The organism is Pseudotabrizicola sp. 4114 (assembly GCF_031457365.1).
Taxonomy (GTDB): domain Bacteria; phylum Pseudomonadota; class Alphaproteobacteria; order Rhodobacterales; family Rhodobacteraceae; genus Pseudotabrizicola.
This window is the reverse complement of record NZ_JAVDWP010000004.1, coordinates 59,066-75,412: the sequence shown is the minus strand read 5'-3', so window position 1 is coordinate 75,412 and position 16,347 is coordinate 59,066. Positions and strand designations below refer to the sequence as shown.

At 64.0% G+C, this 16,347-nt stretch carries 16 protein-coding genes; 8 read left to right on the top strand and 8 right to left on the bottom strand.

The window, feature by feature from the left end:
• Positions 1–38 precede the first annotated feature (38 nt).
• The 8 genes from rseP to lpxB all read left to right on the top strand — a co-directional run bounded on the left by rseP (position 39) and on the right by lpxB (position 8,035).
• A complete protein-coding gene (gene rseP / locus J2X53_RS10540; protein ID WP_349037453.1) occupies positions 39–1,376 on the top strand; it encodes an RIP metalloprotease RseP in 1,338 nt (445 codons plus the stop codon).
• Positions 1,377–1,448: 72 nt separating this feature from the next.
• Positions 1,449–1,586 carry a hypothetical protein gene (locus J2X53_RS10535; RefSeq protein ID WP_349037452.1) on the top strand — a complete coding sequence of 46 codons (138 nt, stop codon included), beginning with the start codon at positions 1,449–1,451 and terminating at the stop codon, positions 1,584–1,586.
• A 132-nt stretch (positions 1,587–1,718) separates the two neighbouring features.
• Positions 1,719–4,103 carry an outer membrane protein assembly factor BamA gene (bamA, locus tag J2X53_RS10530; protein WP_349037451.1) on the top strand — a complete coding sequence of 795 codons (2,385 nt, stop codon included), beginning with the start codon at positions 1,719–1,721 and terminating at the stop codon, positions 4,101–4,103.
• Positions 4,103–4,738, top strand: coding sequence for an OmpH family outer membrane protein (locus J2X53_RS10525; protein WP_349037450.1), 636 nt, complete (start codon positions 4,103–4,105; stop codon positions 4,736–4,738). The genes bamA and J2X53_RS10525 overlap by 1 nt, the downstream gene beginning before the upstream one ends.
• Positions 4,739–4,833: 95 nt before the next feature.
• Positions 4,834–5,307 carry a 3-hydroxyacyl-ACP dehydratase FabZ gene (gene fabZ, locus J2X53_RS10520; protein WP_349037449.1) on the top strand — a complete coding sequence of 158 codons (474 nt, stop codon included), beginning with the start codon at positions 4,834–4,836 and terminating at the stop codon, positions 5,305–5,307.
• 3 nt (positions 5,308–5,310) lie between these two features.
• A complete protein-coding gene (gene lpxA / locus J2X53_RS10515; protein ID WP_349037448.1) occupies positions 5,311–6,108 on the top strand; it encodes an acyl-ACP--UDP-N-acetylglucosamine O-acyltransferase in 798 nt (265 codons plus the stop codon).
• Entirely contained in the window at positions 6,105–6,902 is a 798-nt protein-coding gene (lpxI, locus tag J2X53_RS10510; protein WP_349037447.1) for a UDP-2,3-diacylglucosamine diphosphatase LpxI, read from the top strand. The genes lpxA and lpxI overlap by 4 nt, the downstream gene beginning before the upstream one ends.
• Positions 6,899–8,035 (top strand): lipid-A-disaccharide synthase, encoded by a 1,137-nt coding sequence (gene lpxB / locus J2X53_RS10505; protein WP_349037848.1) that lies wholly within the window; start codon positions 6,899–6,901, stop codon positions 8,033–8,035. The genes lpxI and lpxB overlap by 4 nt, the downstream gene beginning before the upstream one ends.
• Before the next feature lie 57 nt (positions 8,036–8,092).
• Here the strand turns inward: lpxB and J2X53_RS10500 are convergent, their stop codons facing one another.
• The 8 genes from J2X53_RS10500 to J2X53_RS10465 form a co-directional block, all read right to left on the bottom strand.
• Complete coding sequence (locus tag J2X53_RS10500; protein WP_349037446.1) at positions 8,093–9,841, bottom strand: capsule biosynthesis protein; 1,749 nt, start codon at positions 9,839–9,841, stop codon at positions 8,093–8,095.
• Positions 9,819–10,478 carry an ATP-binding cassette domain-containing protein gene (locus tag J2X53_RS10495; protein WP_349037445.1) on the bottom strand — a complete coding sequence of 220 codons (660 nt, stop codon included), beginning with the start codon at positions 10,476–10,478 and terminating at the stop codon, positions 9,819–9,821. The genes J2X53_RS10500 and J2X53_RS10495 overlap by 23 nt, the downstream gene beginning before the upstream one ends.
• 160 nt (positions 10,479–10,638) lie before the next feature.
• Positions 10,639–11,853 carry a Na+/H+ antiporter NhaA gene (locus J2X53_RS10490; protein WP_349037444.1) on the bottom strand — a complete coding sequence of 405 codons (1,215 nt, stop codon included), beginning with the start codon at positions 11,851–11,853 and terminating at the stop codon, positions 10,639–10,641.
• A gap of 180 nt (positions 11,854–12,033) precedes the next feature.
• On the bottom strand, positions 12,034–12,666 hold the full coding sequence (locus J2X53_RS10485; protein WP_349037443.1) for a TetR/AcrR family transcriptional regulator: 633 nt from the start codon (positions 12,664–12,666) through the stop codon (positions 12,034–12,036).
• The gene (gene ppk2 / locus J2X53_RS10480; protein WP_349037442.1) at positions 12,663–13,550 is read right to left on the bottom strand and encodes a polyphosphate kinase 2; all 888 of its coding nucleotides are present in this window, start codon (positions 13,548–13,550) and stop codon (positions 12,663–12,665) included. The genes J2X53_RS10485 and ppk2 overlap by 4 nt, the downstream gene beginning before the upstream one ends.
• 45 nt (positions 13,551–13,595) lie before the next feature.
• Positions 13,596–14,546: an alpha/beta hydrolase gene (locus J2X53_RS10475; RefSeq protein WP_349037441.1), complete on the bottom strand. Its 951-nt coding sequence runs from the start codon at positions 14,544–14,546 to the stop codon at positions 13,596–13,598.
• Positions 14,521–15,438 (bottom strand): homoserine O-succinyltransferase, encoded by a 918-nt coding sequence (metA, locus tag J2X53_RS10470; RefSeq protein ID WP_349037440.1) that lies wholly within the window; start codon positions 15,436–15,438, stop codon positions 14,521–14,523. Before metA ends, J2X53_RS10475 begins: the two co-directional genes overlap by 26 nt.
• A 38-nt stretch (positions 15,439–15,476) precedes the next feature.
• The gene (locus J2X53_RS10465) at positions 15,477–16,346 is read right to left on the bottom strand and encodes an ATPase (protein ID WP_349037439.1); all 870 of its coding nucleotides are present in this window, start codon (positions 16,344–16,346) and stop codon (positions 15,477–15,479) included.
• Position 16,347 lies beyond the last annotated feature (1 nt).

The following is a 16,347-nucleotide window of genomic DNA, read 5'->3' as shown; positions in this document are numbered from 1 at the left end:
TGCGGCCCCTTGGCAGCCTCTGACTTGAAGGAAAACCGGTGGATCTGATTGGTCTTGTTCCCAGCTTTGGCGGTCTTGTCTGGACCGTGATCGCCTTTGTTCTGGCGCTGTCGATCATCGTCGCCATCCACGAATACGGCCATTACATCGTGGGCCGCTGGACCGGGATTCATGCCGAGGTGTTCAGCCTTGGGTTCGGGCCGGTGATCTATTCCCGGGTCGACAGCCGGGGCACCCGCTGGCAGATCGCGGCGCTGCCGTTTGGCGGCTATGTCAAGTTTCTTGGGGATTCCAACGCGGCCTCCGGCAAGGACGGCGAGGCGATTCAGGGACTGTCCGAGGCCGAACGCAGGCGCACCATGCACGGTGCCCCCCTGTGGGCGCGCGCGCTGACGGTGGCGGCGGGGCCTGCGTTCAACTTTGTCAGCGCGCTGTTGATCTTTACCGCGATGGTGCTGTGGACCGGGGTTGCGACCGAGGATGCGACGGTCGGCAAGGTGCCTGACCTGCCGTTCGAGGGCCAGACCCTGCAACCGGGCGATACGATTGTGGAGCTGGCTGGCCAGCCGACGCCGGATCTGGCCACGCTGGTCACCGTGGCCGACGCGCTGCCGCCCAGCCCCTCGGTGCCCTATGTGGTTGACCGGGCAGGGGTGCGGGTGGTTTTTGATGGGCCCTATCCATTCCCGCCGCTGGCGGGCGGGGTGCAGCCGCAGACGGCGGCGTTTGCCGCCGGGCTGAGGGCGGGCGATGTGATCCTGGCGGTCGACGGAGCAGCGATTTCCGCGTTTTCCGAACTGCGCACGCTGGTGGGCGAGTCGGACGGGCGTGATCTGCGCCTGACGGTCTGGCGGGCGGGCGAGGTGTTTGACGCGACATTGACGCCGCGCCGGATGGATCTGCCGCTGCCCGAGGGCGGGTTCGAGACCCGCTGGCTGATCGGGCTGAGCGGCGGCATCGGGTTCGAACCGGTGCTGCGCACCCCCGGCCCGGTCGAGGCCGTCGGGATCGGCGCACGGCAGACCTGGATGATCGCCACCACCTCGCTGTCGGGGCTTTATCACATGATCACCGGCGCAATCTCCAGCTGCAACCTGCGCGGGCCGATCGGCATTGCCGAAAGCTCTGGCGCGGCGGCGAGTCAGGGCGTGGAAAGCTTTGTCTGGTTCATCGCCATGCTGTCGGTGGCGGTGGGGCTGATGAACCTGTTCCCGATACCGGTGCTGGATGGCGGCCATCTGGTGTTTCACGCCTATGAGGCGGTGGCGGGCAAGCCGCCCTCTGACCGGGCGTTGCAGATCATGATGGCGGGCGGGCTGGCGCTGCTGCTGTCGCTGATGGTTTTTGCCCTGACCAACGACCTGTTCTGCCCGTAAACACAGGGCCTCACGCCATAAAGGGGCCATATTCATCGGCTATGCAGGACGGGTACTTGAGAGGGTTTCGTCATGCAGCTGGTCATGCAAGGGTATCGCGGATTGTCGTTTCTGGTCTGGCTGAATGCTGACCGGATCTTCACGCTGGGAACCGTCGTGGCGGGCCTGCTGGCAGGGGCCTATCTGGGCACCGCCATCGTCGGTCACTGAGCGCGGGCGCATCGCTGCTGCACAAGCGCAACGTCTCGGCATTTCGGCCACAAATCCCCCGGCAACGCTTTGACAAGCCCGGCACTTCGGGCTAGTGAAGACACAACAGTTTGTTGATAATGGGGCGTTGTCATGCACGATACAGCGGGTGCCGCGGCGAAAGCCTCGCGCGACGGGGCAAGCGTTCGCAAGCGTCTGCTGACGGTGCTTTTCCTTTCCACGGCAACGGCTTCGGCTTCGATCTTCATGCCCGCGTTTGCGCAGCAATATGCGTTCAACCAGGTCGTGATCGAGGGCAATCGGCTGGTGGACAATGCCACCATTCTGGGCTTTGCCGGAATCAGGCGCGGAGAGGCGTTGTCGCAGGGCGGGCTGAACGATGCCTATCAGGGGCTGGTCCGGTCCGGCCTGTTCGAGACGGTCGAGATCGTGCCGCAGGGCAGCCAGCTGGTGATCCGGGTCAAGGAATACCCGATCGTCAGCGTCATCAACTTTGAGGGCAACAAGCGCCTGAAAGATGAGGATCTGGCCGAAATCATCCAGTCGAAACAACGCCGGGTCTATTCGCCCAGCGTGGCCGAAGCCGATGCCGCCGCCATTGCCGAGGCCTATCAGGCCCGGGGCCGGATTGCCGCCACAGTCACGCCGAAGCTGATCCGCCGCAGCGGTGGCCGGGTCGATCTGGCATTCGAGATCACCGAAGGCCGCGTGACCGAGATTGAACGTCTGTCCTTTGTCGGTAACCGTGCCTTCAGCGACCGCCGCCTGCGGCAGGTGCTGGAAACCAAACAGGCCGGTTTGCTGCGCACCCTGATCCAGCGCGATACCTTTGTTGCCGAGCGGCTGGAGGTGGACAAGCAGATGCTGCGCGATTTCTATCTGGCGCGCGGCTATATCGACATTCAGGTCACCGATGCCTCGGCCGAAGTCGCGCGGGAGCGGGATGCGGTGTTTGTCAGCTTCTCGATCCGTGAAGGCCGGCAATACCGCTTTGGCAACATCACCACGACTTCGGAAGTGAATGGCGTGGACGCTGCCGAATATGGCGCGCTGTCGCGTGTCCGTTCGGGCGTGCCCTATTCGCCGCTTGTGGTGGAAAACACCATCGCACGGATGGAAAATCTGGCGCTGCGCAAGGGGCTTAACTTTGTGCGTGTCGATCCTCGGATCACCCGCAATGACCGCGACGGTACGCTGGATCTGGAATTTGCGCTGGTGCGGGGCGAGCGGGTGTTCGTCGAACGCATCGACATCGAAGGCAATACCACGACGCTGGATCAGGTGATCCGCCGTCAGTTCCGCAGCGCCGAAGGCGACCCCTTCAACCCGCGTGAAGTGCGCCAATCTGCGGAACGGATCCGCGCGCTTGGCTTTTTCTCGGATGCGCAGGTTGATGCGCGGCCAGGGTCAGCGGCGGATCAGGTGATCGTTGACGTGAACGTCGAAGAGCAGCCGACCGGCTCGCTGTCCTTTGGCGCGAGCTATGGGGCGGATGCCGGGGTCGGGGTGAACGTGGGCTTTGCGGAATCCAACTTTCTGGGGCGCGGACAGGCCTTGTCTGTCGCGATTGCCACCGGGTCGGACAGCACCAGTTCTTCGCTCTCGATCACCGAACCGGCGTTTCTGGGGCGTGACCTGTCGCTGTCGCTGGGGGCGTTCTACAACATCACCGACCAAAAAAACGCGATCTATGACACCGCCAATGTCGGCGCGCGCGTGGCCCTGTCCTTCCCCGTGGGAGAGGTGAGCCGGCTGGAACTGCGCTACGGTCTGTCGAAAAACACGATCAAGAATTATCAGGGCAAGGATGTGAACGGGGACGGCGTTATCGACCCCGTGACCGAGCGCAACCCGACACTGGTGGCAGAATCCGCCCGCGACGGCGAGTTTACGTCGGCCCTTGGCTATACCTACAGCTATGACACCCGGATCGGCGGGCTGAGCCCGGATCGCGGCATGGTATTCCGGTTCAGCCAGGATTTTGCCGGTCTGGGCGGCGATGCAAAGTATATCTCCAGCGAGGTTCAGGCGCTCGGCGAACGCAAGATCCTGAGCGAAGAGGTGACGTTGCGCGCCATTTTCGAAGCCGGGACGATTTCGCCGGTGGGCGGATATGATACGCGGGTTACCGAGCGGTTCTTTGGCAATGGCAAGATCCGTGGCTTTGAGGGCAACGGCATCGGCCCGCGCGATCAGGTCACCGGTGATGCACTTGGCGGCAACTTTTATGCTGTCGCCCGGTTCGAGGCCGATTTCCCGATTGGTCTGCCCGAAGAATACGGGCTGAGCGGCGGGCTGTTCATGGATGTGGGCTCGGTCTGGGGTCTGAAAGGCACTGTGGTTGACGCGCTTGGCGCCCCGATTGACACCGGCTTCAACCCACGTGCGGCGGTTGGCGTTTCGGTGCTGTGGGATGCGCCGATCGGGCCGCTGCGGTTCAACTTCTCGAAAGCGCTGAAAAAAGAAGACTACGACAAGGAACGGTCGTTCGACCTGACGATCTCGACCCAGTTCTGATGCGGCGGTCGGCCTTGCGCGGCGCTTTGGTGGCCGGGCTGGCAGCTGTGCTGGCCGGGCCGCTTCCTGCGCAGGAGGCGGAGCCTGTGCCGCCTTTGGTCAGTCTGCAATCGGCTGTGGTCACGCTGGACCGCAACCGGCTGTTTGAGGAAACCCGGATGGGGCAGGCTATTCTGGCGCGGCTTGAGGCCGCGTCGAATGACCTGATGGCCGAAAACCGCCGGCTGGAAGCGGCGCTGGAGGCCGAAGAGCGGCAGATGACCGAACGCCGGGCGACCTTGCCGACGGCACAGTTTCGCGAACTGGCACAGGAATTTGACACACGGGTTGAGGAATTGCGCGTCACCCAGGAGGCGAAAAGCCGGGGGCTGACGCGGCAGCGCGACATTGAACAGCAGCGCTTTCTGGAGGCTTCGGCCCCGGTGCTGGCCGATCTGATGCAGGATCTGGGCGCGGTGGCGATCATTGACCGCTCGGTCGTGGTGCTGAGTTTTGACCGCTTCGATATCACCGCACAGGCCATTGCGCGGCTGGATGCCGAACTGGGCGACGGCGCCGATCTGGTTCCTGCGCCAGAGGCAGAGCCTGAACCGGGGCAGGCGGATGAACCGCCGTCCGCGCCTGCCCAGCCCTGAGATTGACGCGGGTGCCTTGCCCCTGCGCGTTTCACTTGTTAGCAAAGCCGGAACAGCCGTGCAGCCAGCACGCATCGATCAGACGGGGATCATGAATGACCGAACAACCAACGGATATGGGCCAGACTGCCGACATCGCGCTGATTCAGCGCATCCTGCCGCATCGCTACCCGTTTTTGCTGGTCGATAAGGTCGTTGATATTCACGTCAACAAAAGCTGTGTCGGCATCAAATGCGTGACCATGAACGAGCCGCAGTTCACCGGCCATTTTCCGGGCGTGCCGATCTTTCCCGGTGTGATGGTCATCGAGGCGATGGCGCAGACCAGCGGAATTCTGGTCGGGCTGTCGATGGATCTGGTCGACAAGAATGCGAATGTATTTTTCATGGGCGTCGATGGCGTCAAATTCCGCCGCAAGGTGGTGCCGGGCGATGTGCTGGAGCTGCATGTCAAGGCGCTGCGCGGCGGTGGCCGGGTCTGGAAGTTCGAAGGCCGCGGCATGGTCGGCGACGAGCTGGCCTGCGAGGCGGAATTCACCGCGATGTTTGACGTGCCGAAAAAGGCGTGACGGATGAGTGTTGACCCCACAGCCCGCATTCACCCGATGGCCGTGGTTGAAGACGGGGCCACCATCGGCGCGCGTGCCGAGGTGGGCCCGTTTGCGGTGATCGGGGCCGAGGTGAGCCTGGCGGCGGGCGTGGTGGTGAAATCCCACGCGGTGGTGACCGGCTGGACCGAGGTGGGCGAGGATACGGTGATCTTCCCCTTCGCCTGTGTCGGCGAGGTGCCGCAGGATCTGAAATTCAAAGGCGAGCGGACCCGGCTGATCGTCGGCGCGCGTTGCAAGATCCGTGAAGGCGCTACACTGAACACCGGCACCGAGGGCGGTGGCGGCGTGACCAGGGTCGGCGACGATTGCCTGCTGATGACCGGTTCGCATGTGGGCCATGACGCCACGATGGGCAACCGCGTGGTGCTGGCCAATCAGGCCGCGATTGCCGGACATTGCCAGATCGGCGATGATGTGATCGTGGGCGGGCTGTCGGGCGTGCATCAATGGGTGCGGGTCGGTCGCGGCGCGATCATCGGGGCTGTGACCATGGTGACCAATGACGTGCTGCCGCATGGTCTGGTACAGGGCCCGCGCGGGGTCTTGGATGGTCTGAACCTTGTCGGCCTGAAACGGCGCGGGGTGGAGCGGTCAGAGATCACCGCTTTGCGCGCCGCCTATCAGATGCTGGCGCAGGGCGAGGGGTCGTTCCTTGACCGCGCCCGCCGTCTTGCCGATGAGACCGAGAGCGCGCATGTGCTGGAGATGACCGATTTCATCCTCTCGGCCAGCGACCGCAGTTTCCTGACCCCGAAATGAGCCGGACCGCCGTGATCGCCGGGGCGGGCCGCTTGCCCGCCGCTGTGGCCGGGGCACTGGAGGCGCCCTTGGTCTGCGCACTCGACGGGTTTGTGCCCGACGGGCTGGCGGTGGATATGGTGTTCCGGGTCGAGCGGCTGGTGCCGTTCTTCCACGCGCTGGAAGATGCGGGCGTGACGACCGTGACCTTTGCGGGTGCGGTGCAGCGGCCACGGCTCGACCCGGCGCTGTTCGATGCGGGCACGGCGCAGCTGGTGCCGCGCCTGATGGGAGCGATGGCACAGGGCGATGATGCCACCTTGCGCGCGGTGATCGGGCTGTTCGAAGAGTTCGGCTTCACGGTCGCGGGCACGGCCGAGATTGCGCCGGATCTGGTGCCGGGGGCCGGTGTGCTGTGCGGTACGCTCAGCGCGCAGGATGAGACGGATGCAGAGCGCGCGGCGACCATCGTCACGGCGCTGGGGGCGGTGGATGTCGGGCAGGGCAGCGTGGTGGCGCAGGGGCTGTGCCTCGCGGTGGAGGCTTTGCCGGGCACCGATGCGATGCTGCGCGGGGTGGCCGAGGTGCCAGCGTCGCTGCGGCCACAGGGTACGCGCGGCCTGTTCTACAAGGCGCCGAAACCGGCGCAGGATCTGCGCGTCGATCTGCCCACACTCGGGCCAGAGACGGTGGCGCGGGTGGCTGAGGCGGGTTTGGGCGGTATCGTCTGGCAAGCGGGCGGGGTGATCTGTCTGGACCTTGACCGGATGATCGCCGCCGCCACGGATGCAGGCCTGTTCCTGTGGGCGCGCTGACGCTGTTCCTGATCGCGGGCGAGCCTTCGGGCGACCGGCTGGGCGCGGCTCTGATGGCCGGGCTGAAATCGCTGTCACCGTGCGTACAGTTCAACGGTATCGGCGGGCCGCTGATGCAGGCCGAAGGGCTGGACAGCCTGTTCCCGATGGAAGAGCTGTCGGTGATGGGTCTGGTTGAGGTGCTGCCGAAGTATTTTGCGCTGAAACGCCGGATCGCGCAGGCGGCGCAGGCGGTGCTGACATCGGGCGCGCAGGCGCTGGTCACAATCGACAGCCCCGATTTCTGCCTGCGGGTGGCGGCGATTGTCAAAGCGGCGCGGCCCGAATTTCCGGTGATCCACTATGTGGCCCCCTCGGTCTGGGCCTGGCGTCCGGGGCGGGCGGCGAAGATGGCCCGCGTGGTTGACCATGTGCTGGCGCTGTTGTCGTTCGAGCCGCCCTATATGACTGCCGCCGGGATGAGCTGTGATTTTGTCGGGCATCCGGTGGTGTCAGAGCCTTTGGCGACGGTGGAGGAGCGGGCGCAGATGGCAGGCGAGGGGCCGCTGATCCTGGCCCTGCCGGGGTCGCGCAAGGGCGAGGTGACGCGGCTGGCCCCGGTGCTGGGGCAGGTGGTGGCCCGGATCAAGGCGGTGCATCCCGATGCGCGGGTGGCCTTGCCCACGGTGCGCGGGGTGGCCGGGCTGGTGCAGGATCTGACCGCCGACTGGGCCATTCCGCCACAGATCATTCAGGATGCGGCCACCAAACGCGCGGCCTTTGCGGCGGCGGATGTGGCGATTGCGGCCTCGGGCACGGTCAGTCTGGAACTGGCGGCGAATGATTGCCCGATGGTGATCGCCTATGACATGAACCCGCTGACGCTGTGGCTGATGCGGCGCGCCGCGCTGATCGACACGGTGACGCTGGTGAACCTTGTCTCCGACAGCCGTGTGGTGCCGGAGTTCATCGGCCCGGACTGCCGGGCCGACCGGATCGCGCCCGCAGTCCTGCGGCTGCTGGAGGATCTTGGCGCGTCGCAGCGCGACGCGATGCAGCTGACGATGGAGCGGCTGGGCCGCGGCGGCTTGCCGCCGGGCCTGCGCGCAGCGCAGTCGGTGCTGGGGTTTCTTGGCCGCAAAGCCGTTGCTTAAGCCACCTGCCCCTCCCCCCAAAGGGGAGGGGCGGATGGCCAGAGCCGGAAAGACGCCTCAGGCCGAAACCTGTTCGCGCAAGATCGCGGCGGTCATCGAGATCATCAGATAGATGCCGGCAAAAACCAGCAGCGCGACCATCGTGTTTTCAAACGCCCGCGGATAAGTCGCCTCGTCCGGCGGAAGCGGGCTGACCGACACCGACAGATAGCGCACCTGACGGTTGGCATCGGTACGCGCGGTTTCCATCGACTGCAGCGATTGCGACAAGAGCAGCTGCCGGGTCTGCACATCGGCCTGTGCCACCAGCAATTCGGACTGCACCTGCGCCAGCGATTTGCCGCCCTCGACACCTTGGGTCAGGCGCGAGCGCAGGGTGGCAATCTCGGCTTCAAGTGTGCCGATCCGGCGGCGCAACGGCTCCATCCGGGCGGCGTTGGGGGCGGTGTTCGATTCCATCTGCGCCAGGCTCAGCCGGTCCTGACTGAGCTGGGTTTCCAGCTGGCCGATCTGTGTGGTGATCAGGCTGACCTCGACCTCTGACGACAGGATCTTGAACTGTTCCTGCAGATCCACCACCTTACGCTGCGCCGTCAGCATTGCGGCTTCGGCCAGCTCATAAGACTCGCGCGCACCTTGCATCTGATCGGCGCGCAGACGTTGGGTCAGGTGATCGACCTGCTCTTCGGCATAGCCGATCAGCGCCTGCGAGAAATCCGCCGAAACCTGCGGATCGGCGGCAATCACCTCCATCTTGATGATGCCTTCGGTTGGGTCATAGGCAATTTTCACATTGCGCTGAAACACCTTATAGGCCGACTCCCGTGTGGCATCGCCCCGCAGCCGCTGGATCGGATCAATGAATTCCTGCGAGAAATGGGCAATGAAATTCTTGTCCTCATCCAGCCGCACCATCGCATCGCGCGATTGCAGATAGCCCTGCACCGCAATCGAATCCTGCGATGTGGCGAATTGTGTGCCCGACAGCAGCCCGCCCATGCCCTGCGCCCCGGCAGGATCGGCCTGCTGGATCACGAATTCCGCCTTGGTGGCATAAAGCGGCGTGGCGACCATATAGTAATACCAGCCCGCCAGCAGGGTCGGCAGCCCGACGAAAAAGAACAGCCGCGCCATCAACAGTGCCGACTTGCGGCGGCGACGTTTCGCCAGATCGCGTTGAATACGCTGGATTTCCGACAGATGCGACTCTTCGGCGCGCACCTCGGTCGAGGGCACCTTGATCGGCCTGACCGTCTGCGGCAGCTGTACCCCGTCGCCCCGTGGGCCGACCGTCAGCGCGCGTGACTGGGCCTCGCCAGCGGCGTCTTCGGCGTCAGCGCTGATCATCTCCATGATGGTGGATTTCTGGAACGGGTCGAGGCCCGCTGCGCGCAGCAAGCGGACGGCATCAAAATCCGAGGTGGCTGGCAGCCCGTATTTCTGCGCCATCCGCCGCGCCATCCGCAACTGACGCCCGGTCAGCCCTTCTTTGCGGATCTGATCCAGCTCTCCGGGGCTGGCCGGGGCGGTGGCGCTGCCGCTGCGTCGGGCGGGGGCGGCCTCTGGTCCGGCAGCGCCAGCGTCCATCATCGCCACGACCTGCTCGCTTGCGGTCGGAAACGGGTCGGAGCCAAAGCCGTCATCGGTGACGGGTGCTGCGGCCCGTGCCGCCGGACGCAGAGCGCCAGCCGCAGGCATCGACACCGCCTGCGCCGCCGGGCGGGGGCGTGGCGGCAGCGGAGCGGCCGTCACTGCCGGATCGGCGCGGCGCAGGTTGTAGCGCTTAACCCTTAGCTTGATAGTCATAAAGCTGCTTCGCCTCTTCCAGAGTGTCGAATATGTATAGCTGCCCGTTGCGCAGCACAGCGGCCTGTTGGCAGAATTTTTCCAGCGTCTGCGCCTGATGGCTGACAATCACCACCGTCGCGTTCTGCAACCGCTCCCGCAGGATACGCCCGGCCTTGCGGTTGAACGCCACATCGGTCGTGGCGGGCATGCCTTCGTCGATCAGATAAATGTCAAACTCCAGCGCCAGCATCAGCGCAAAGGAAAACCGCGCCCGCATGCCCTGACTGTAGGTGCCGACCGGCATATCGAAGTACTCTTCGATGCCACACAGCCAGCGGCAGAAGCTTTCGACATAATCCGGGTCCAGCCCGTACAGCCGGGCGACATAGCGGGAGTTTTCGGTCGCGGTATGTTTGTTGACAACCCCGCCCATGAACCCCAGCGGAAACGAGATCCGGCTGGTGCGCGACACCCGGCCTTCATCCGGTTTTTCCAACCCGGCCATCATGTTGATGATGGTGGTCTTGCCCGCACCATTCGGGGCCAGAATGCCAAGGGACTGGCCAAGATCGACACGGAACGACGCCTGATCCAGAATGATCTTGCGCTGTTTTCCGGTCCAGAATGACTTTGAAACGCCATCGAACTCGATCACACACTGCCCCCATGCCGGCAAGATCCCGGCCTTTGCCTGCGCCGTACCATGCCTGCTTGCCGGTCACGGATCAATTTGCCCTGACCAGCCCTGACAAGATCCTAAAGCGGCTTTCGGGCAGCATTATGTCCGACTGGCCTGACCATATGCAAGCGCGTGTCTAGCGCGGCCGGATCAACCGCGCCGTCACAAAAGCGGCACCCCCCGCCAGCAGGGACAGCACCAGCCCCAGCCGCGCGGCCTCGGCCATGGCGCCACCGGGCAGCGCACTGTCCAGCGCCAGAACCGGCACGGTAAAGCCCATGCCGGTCAGGATCGCAATCACCAGCAGATCGCGGCGCTGCACCCCTTGGGGCAGCGCAAAGCCGAACAGCCGCGCCGCCGCCATCGCCCCCAGCAGCACCCCCAGCGGCTTGCCGATCCAGAGGGCTGCCAGAACGCTGGCCGTGGTCGGGGAAAGGGCCACCACATCCACGCCGCCCCGGGTCAGCCCGAACAGGAACAACACCAGCGCCAGTGGTTTGACCAGCAGATGCGCCAGCCGGTTCAACGGGTCGTGCAGGAACTCTTCCGCCTCGGCGAACAGGCCAAAAGCCCGGTCGGCATGCGGAATGACCGGCACCAGCGGCAGCAGACCCAGCGCGCCCGGCAATCCTGCCAGCACAACGCCCAGCCACGACACCACCCCCGCCACGGCATAGGGCCACAGCGCAAAGGCCCGGCGGTGGTCACGCTCGGTCAGATCGCTGCGGGCCAGCCGGGCAAAGCCGAACCAGGCCACCGCCACCGCCGCCAGCGTCAGCCCCAGCCAGACCAACCGCAGCCCGCTGGCCGGATAGGCCAGCCCCAGCACGATCAGCCCGGCAATGTCATTGGCAATGGTGATCAAGAGCAGCAGATGCAGCGCCGGATGCCCGTTGCCAAAGATCAGCCGCCCGACCAGATAGCACAGCACCACATCCGACCCCAGCGGCACCGGCCAGCCTGCGCCGGGGGGTGTCTCCATCGCTGTCTCGACCAGCGCGCCGCTGATCAGCCAGACCAGCACAGCGCCAATCCAGCCGCCCAGCATCGCCCCCAGCGGCAATCCGCCGCGCCGCCCGGTCAGCGCGCCGCGGTCCAGCCGGATCGCCTCCCACAGCTCCTTGGCGATAAAGAACAGGAACAGCGCCATCAGCCCGTCGGAGACGATGTTCACCGGCGTCAGCGCAAGCGGAAAAGGGGCGAGCCAGAGCGGCAACGGCAGCTCGGCCAGACGCCATTCGATGGCGTCATAATAGCTGGCAGGTGACAGCGTCAGCCACAGCGTCGCAACCGCGATTCCGGCCAGCAAGGCCAGCCCGAAATGCCGCACAAAGGGAGAAACACGATACATGGCAGCGACCCGTTCCAAACCGCCTGATGGCGCAGGCCCCTGACCCTTACCCCCCACCCGGCGCAGCTTCAATGCAGACCCGCCGCGAAGACCGGCACTGTTGCCCGATCACCCTGACCTGCATTGCTGCTTTGCAAATACTCCCGCGCGGAGCGCATCGACACTGGCCTCCCGCAGAGGTCAGGTCGGTTTGGCCCCGTCCGGCGGCAGCAGCCCCAACCCGCGCAGATAGATCCCGATTCCGGCTTCCAGCAGATCCTCGGGCGGGAACGGGCTGCGCACGCCGCCATTGGCGCTGCCGCGCATATACAGCTCGACCACGCCATGGCTCATCGCCCAGATATGGGCCGAAAACATCGTGGCCGGCGGGCGCATGCCGGGGGGCAGGTGTTGCGACAGGCTTTCCGCCGCGCGCTCCAGCACCGCCCGCGCCTTGTGGGCCACCAGCGCCAGATCGGGATGCTCGTTCAGGTTCAGCCCGGCCTCGAACATCGCCATGTAATGGCCGGGATATTTGCGCGCAAAGGCGAGGTAGGCCCGCCCGGTCGCCTCGAACGCGGCCAGAGCGGTGGGGCGGCCGTTGTCAAAGGCAAATTCCATCAGGGCGGCGAAAATCTCATAGCCCTGCCGTGCGACTTCGGCCAGCAGATCCTCGCGCCCGGCAAAGTGGCGGTAGACCGCAGCCGGGGTAACATCCGCCGCCTTGGCCGCTTCTGACAGGGTGAATCCGGTGGGCCCCTGATTGGCGATCAGGTCTAGCGCCGCCTCGACCAGCGCCTGTCGCAGATTGCCGTGGTGATAGCCACGTTTCACGCGCGCTCCTTGCCCGAACTGGTCCGCAGCTCTGGCCCGCCGCAGATCAGCGGGTCCGGCGTGCCGATGACCGCAAGATCACGGCCCTTGTAATCGACCGAAGCCAGAATGGTCTGCACCGCAGCGATCCGCGCCCGTTTCTTGTCATCGGACAAGATCACAGTCCAGGGCGCAAAGGCGAAATGGCTGCGCGCCATCGTCTCATCAATGGCTTCACAGTAAGACTCCCATTTCGCCAGCCCCTCGATGTCAATCGACGACAGCTTCCACTGTTTCAGCGGGTCTTGCTCGCGTGCGAGAAAGCGTTTGAGCTGTTCGGCCTGTCCGACTTCCAGCCATATCTTGCGGAAGATAAAGCCCTCTTCCACCAGCATCCGTTCAAAATCAGGCAGTTGTGCAAAGAAATGTGCGCGCTGTTCGGGCGTGCAAAAGCCAAAGACGTGCTCGATCATCGCGCGGTTATACCAGCTGCGGTCAAACAGGGCGATTTCACCCTTTGCCGGCAGCCAGTCGATGTAGCGCTGAAAATACCATTGCGCCGCCTCGTGGTCCGAGGGTTTGGCCAATGCGACCACGGTACAGGCCCGCGGGTTCAGGTTTTCGCGCATCGCCCCGATGGTGCCGCCTTTGCCAGCCGCATCCCGGCCCTCGAACACCACCACCAGCCGTTTGCCGGTCGCTTTCAGATCAGACTGCATCTTGACCAGTTCGATCTGCAGCGCATCCATCTGCGCCTGATAGGCCTTGCCCTTCATCTCTTCGCGGTAAGGATAGGACGGGTCCAGAATGTCATCCTTGTCGGCGGCCTGAATTGCCTCGCGCACCGGCTTTGGGGCCTTCTTCTGAAAGAATGCGCTGATCGCGCCGTCAAATGGCAGTTTCATGGCTTTATCCTTGGTCTGTCACGGCAAGTATGGCGATTGCCCGGCTCAGCGCAATCCGGCGCGGGCGGCGGCACGGTCAATCGCCGCAATCACCGCCTCTGGATGGGTGTGGTGCGGCATGTGGCCCGCACCGGGCAGAACGGTCAGATGTCCTTGCGGGATCAGATCCATCAGCGGCGCCGAATGGATATGCAGCGGAACGATGGTATCGGCATCGCCATGCACCAGCTCTATGGGCAGATCAAGCTGCGGGTAATCCTGTCGCATCACCTCAATTTGCGGGCGCAAGCTGTTGATCTGCATTATGTTTGCTGCCATAGACTCGCGCCGCAACGTCAGGCCGATGCCCAGATGATCGGCATATCCCGGCGGGGCAGTCTGGGGCGCGAAAACCTGATCAATGGTGCGGCGCACAAAGCCGTGCGACACAAAGGCCGAGGCCAGCGGCACCAGCGTCGCCCGCCCCAACGACGTGGCGGTGATCCGATACCAGGAATCCAGCTCTCCCGGCCAGGGCAAGGATGGGGACGAGATCAGCACGAGTGCGGCGGGGGGCGTTTGCAAGGCCCAGGCCAGGGCGACAGCGCCGCCGTAGCTTTGGCCCAGAACGATCGGATTTTGCACGCCAATCTGCGCCACCGCCTGTTGCAGCAGACGGGCCTGATCCTGCACACTCGCGCCATTGTCGGGCAATGGGTCGGAATAGCCCAAGCCCGGCCTGTCCACCGCGATCACCCGGTAGCGGTCTGACAGCTGATCCATCAGCGCAAAGGTGAACTCGCGCAGATTGCCGTTCGCACCGTGGATCAGCACCAGATCCGGGCCGGAACCCGCCATCTGCAGATGCACCCGCACCCCATCAACCGCCACGAACTGCCCGGTCGGCGGATGTAACTGCACCGCCGCCTGTTCCCGCGCGGACAGCCGGCCATTGGTCGCGGCGATCAGGCCAAATCCGATGAGCGCCGCACTAGCGGCCAATATCTTGTGGGTCATAGGGCGTGGATTGATAAATCTCGTTGATCCAGTTGCCATATAGAAGATGGGCGTGACTTCTCCAGCGATTCAGCGGCGGCATCGCGGGGTTGTCATCGGTGTAGTAGTTCAGCGGCACATTGATCGCGGTGCCATTGGCAATATCGCGGTCATATTCCTGTTTCAGCGTGTCGCTGTCATATTCGAAATGGTTGAAGATGTAGAGCGCCCGATGCTCCGGGTCTTCGACCAGACAGGGGCCGACCTCATCGCTGCCCAAGAGGGTGCGCAAGTCCGGGCTTGCGTCAATCTCGTCCTGCCGCATCTCGGTCCAGCGGCTGACGGGGATCACGAAATCATCCGAGAACCCGCGCAGATAGGGCGAGGTGGGGGCAAGATTGCGATGGCGGAAGCAGCCAAAGGCCTTGTGATCCAGCAGGTGCTTTTTCACGCCATGAAAATGGTTGATCATCGCCATGCCGCCCCAACAGACGCCAAAGGTCGACTGCACGTTTGTCTGCGTCCAGTCAAAGACTTCGCTGAGTTCCTGCCAGTAGGTCACGGCATCAAACTCCAGATGTTCGATCGGCGCGCCGGTGATGATCAGCCCGTCAAACTTTTCGTCCCTGACTTCCTGAAACGGGCGATAGAACGCCTCCATATGCTCGGCGGCGGTGTTCTTGGTCTGATGTTCCGACATGCGGATCAGCTCGAAATTGATCTGCAGCGGCGTCGCGCCGATCAGGCGGGCAAACTGGTTCTCGGTCTGGATCTTTTTCGGCATCAGGTTGAGCAGCCCGATTTTCAGCGGCCGGATATCCTGCCGCGCCGCGCGTTCGGGCGACATGACCATGACGCCTTCGTTCCGCAGAACGTCAAAGGCGGGCAGGGTCTCTGGCAGGGTAATCGGCATGGGGTGCTTCCTTTGGAGCCGGGGATGTAGGGTGCGGATCAGCGCCGATCAATGGCGCGGGCAATCAGCATGTTGAACGCATCGGTGTCTGTGACCATTGCCACCTCTTGCGCCGTCACAGTCACGCCCCAGCCCGCCATGGCGGCATAACGCGGCTGGCGATGGGCCAATGCGCGGGCATAGGTCCAGCGGACGAAATGATCCGGGTCGCAGGTTTCTTCGGATTTGTCATGGGTTACGCGGTATTCTTCCCACGCGGCATGAAGAAAGCCGGGCTGGTAATACATCGGCTTTGGCGCGCGGTCAAACCGGCGGACCAGTTCGGCGGTGTGGTCGTCAGAGCCTTTGATCCAGACCAGCAGCAAGCTTTGCGACAATTGCCGCATCACCGGGTCGTCGGCATCGTTGGCCTCGACCACTTCGCAGATGGACCCTGAGGTATCGCAGACAAAGTTCTGATAGCCATAGATAGTATCCGCGCGTGAGATGAAGTGCGCGGTGTCCAGCATGGCAGAAACCTCGGCCTTGCGGTGCTGTTCCTGACGGATCATGTATTCGGCAAACGGCAGCCCGCCCTTGGCCGGATCGCCCGGTTTGCCCAGATAGGTCGACAGCGGCGCCAGATTGTCAAAGGTGATGTTCGACGCGATATAGACCGAGTCGGTCATCAAGAGCTCGCGCAAGAGCGGCACTTTCATCGCCTCGCGCTTGAAATTGTCGGCGATGAATTCGTTCATATAGCGGGTGCCGATCCGGTAATCGACCGAGTAGTGAAACCAGCCGCCAGAGTCTGGGCGGCTGTCGCGCAGCATGGCGGACAGGTGGGTCTTGCCCAGACCGGACATGCCAAAGAGCAGCACGCGCTTTTGCTGACTCGCCAGATACTCTGCCCCGGTCGCGTAGATCATC

Excerpts from the sequence above, each read along its gene's own strand:
- J2X53_RS10535 (WP_349037452.1), top strand. The coding sequence starts at position 1,449 with ATGCAGCTGGTCATGCAAGGGTATCGCGGATTGTCGTTTCTGGTCTGG.
- bamA (WP_349037451.1), top strand. The coding sequence starts at position 1,719 with ATGCACGATACAGCGGGTGCCGCGGCGAAAGCCTCGCGCGACGGGGCA.
- J2X53_RS10525 (WP_349037450.1), top strand. The coding sequence starts at position 4,103 with ATGCGGCGGTCGGCCTTGCGCGGCGCTTTGGTGGCCGGGCTGGCAGCT.
- fabZ (WP_349037449.1), top strand. The coding sequence starts at position 4,834 with ATGACCGAACAACCAACGGATATGGGCCAGACTGCCGACATCGCGCTG.
- lpxA (WP_349037448.1), top strand. The coding sequence starts at position 5,311 with ATGAGTGTTGACCCCACAGCCCGCATTCACCCGATGGCCGTGGTTGAA.
- lpxI (WP_349037447.1), top strand. The coding sequence starts at position 6,105 with ATGAGCCGGACCGCCGTGATCGCCGGGGCGGGCCGCTTGCCCGCCGCT.
- J2X53_RS10500 (WP_349037446.1), bottom strand. The coding sequence starts at position 9,841 with ATGACTATCAAGCTAAGGGTTAAGCGCTACAACCTGCGCCGCGCCGAT.
- J2X53_RS10490 (WP_349037444.1), bottom strand. The coding sequence starts at position 11,853 with ATGTATCGTGTTTCTCCCTTTGTGCGGCATTTCGGGCTGGCCTTGCTG.
- ppk2 (WP_349037442.1), bottom strand. The coding sequence starts at position 13,550 with ATGAAACTGCCATTTGACGGCGCGATCAGCGCATTCTTTCAGAAGAAG.
- J2X53_RS10475 (WP_349037441.1), bottom strand. The coding sequence starts at position 14,546 with ATGACCCACAAGATATTGGCCGCTAGTGCGGCGCTCATCGGATTTGGC.
- metA (WP_349037440.1), bottom strand. The coding sequence starts at position 15,438 with ATGCCGATTACCCTGCCAGAGACCCTGCCCGCCTTTGACGTTCTGCGG.
- J2X53_RS10465 (WP_349037439.1), bottom strand. The coding sequence starts at position 16,346 with ATGATCTACGCGACCGGGGCAGAGTATCTGGCGAGTCAGCAAAAGCGC.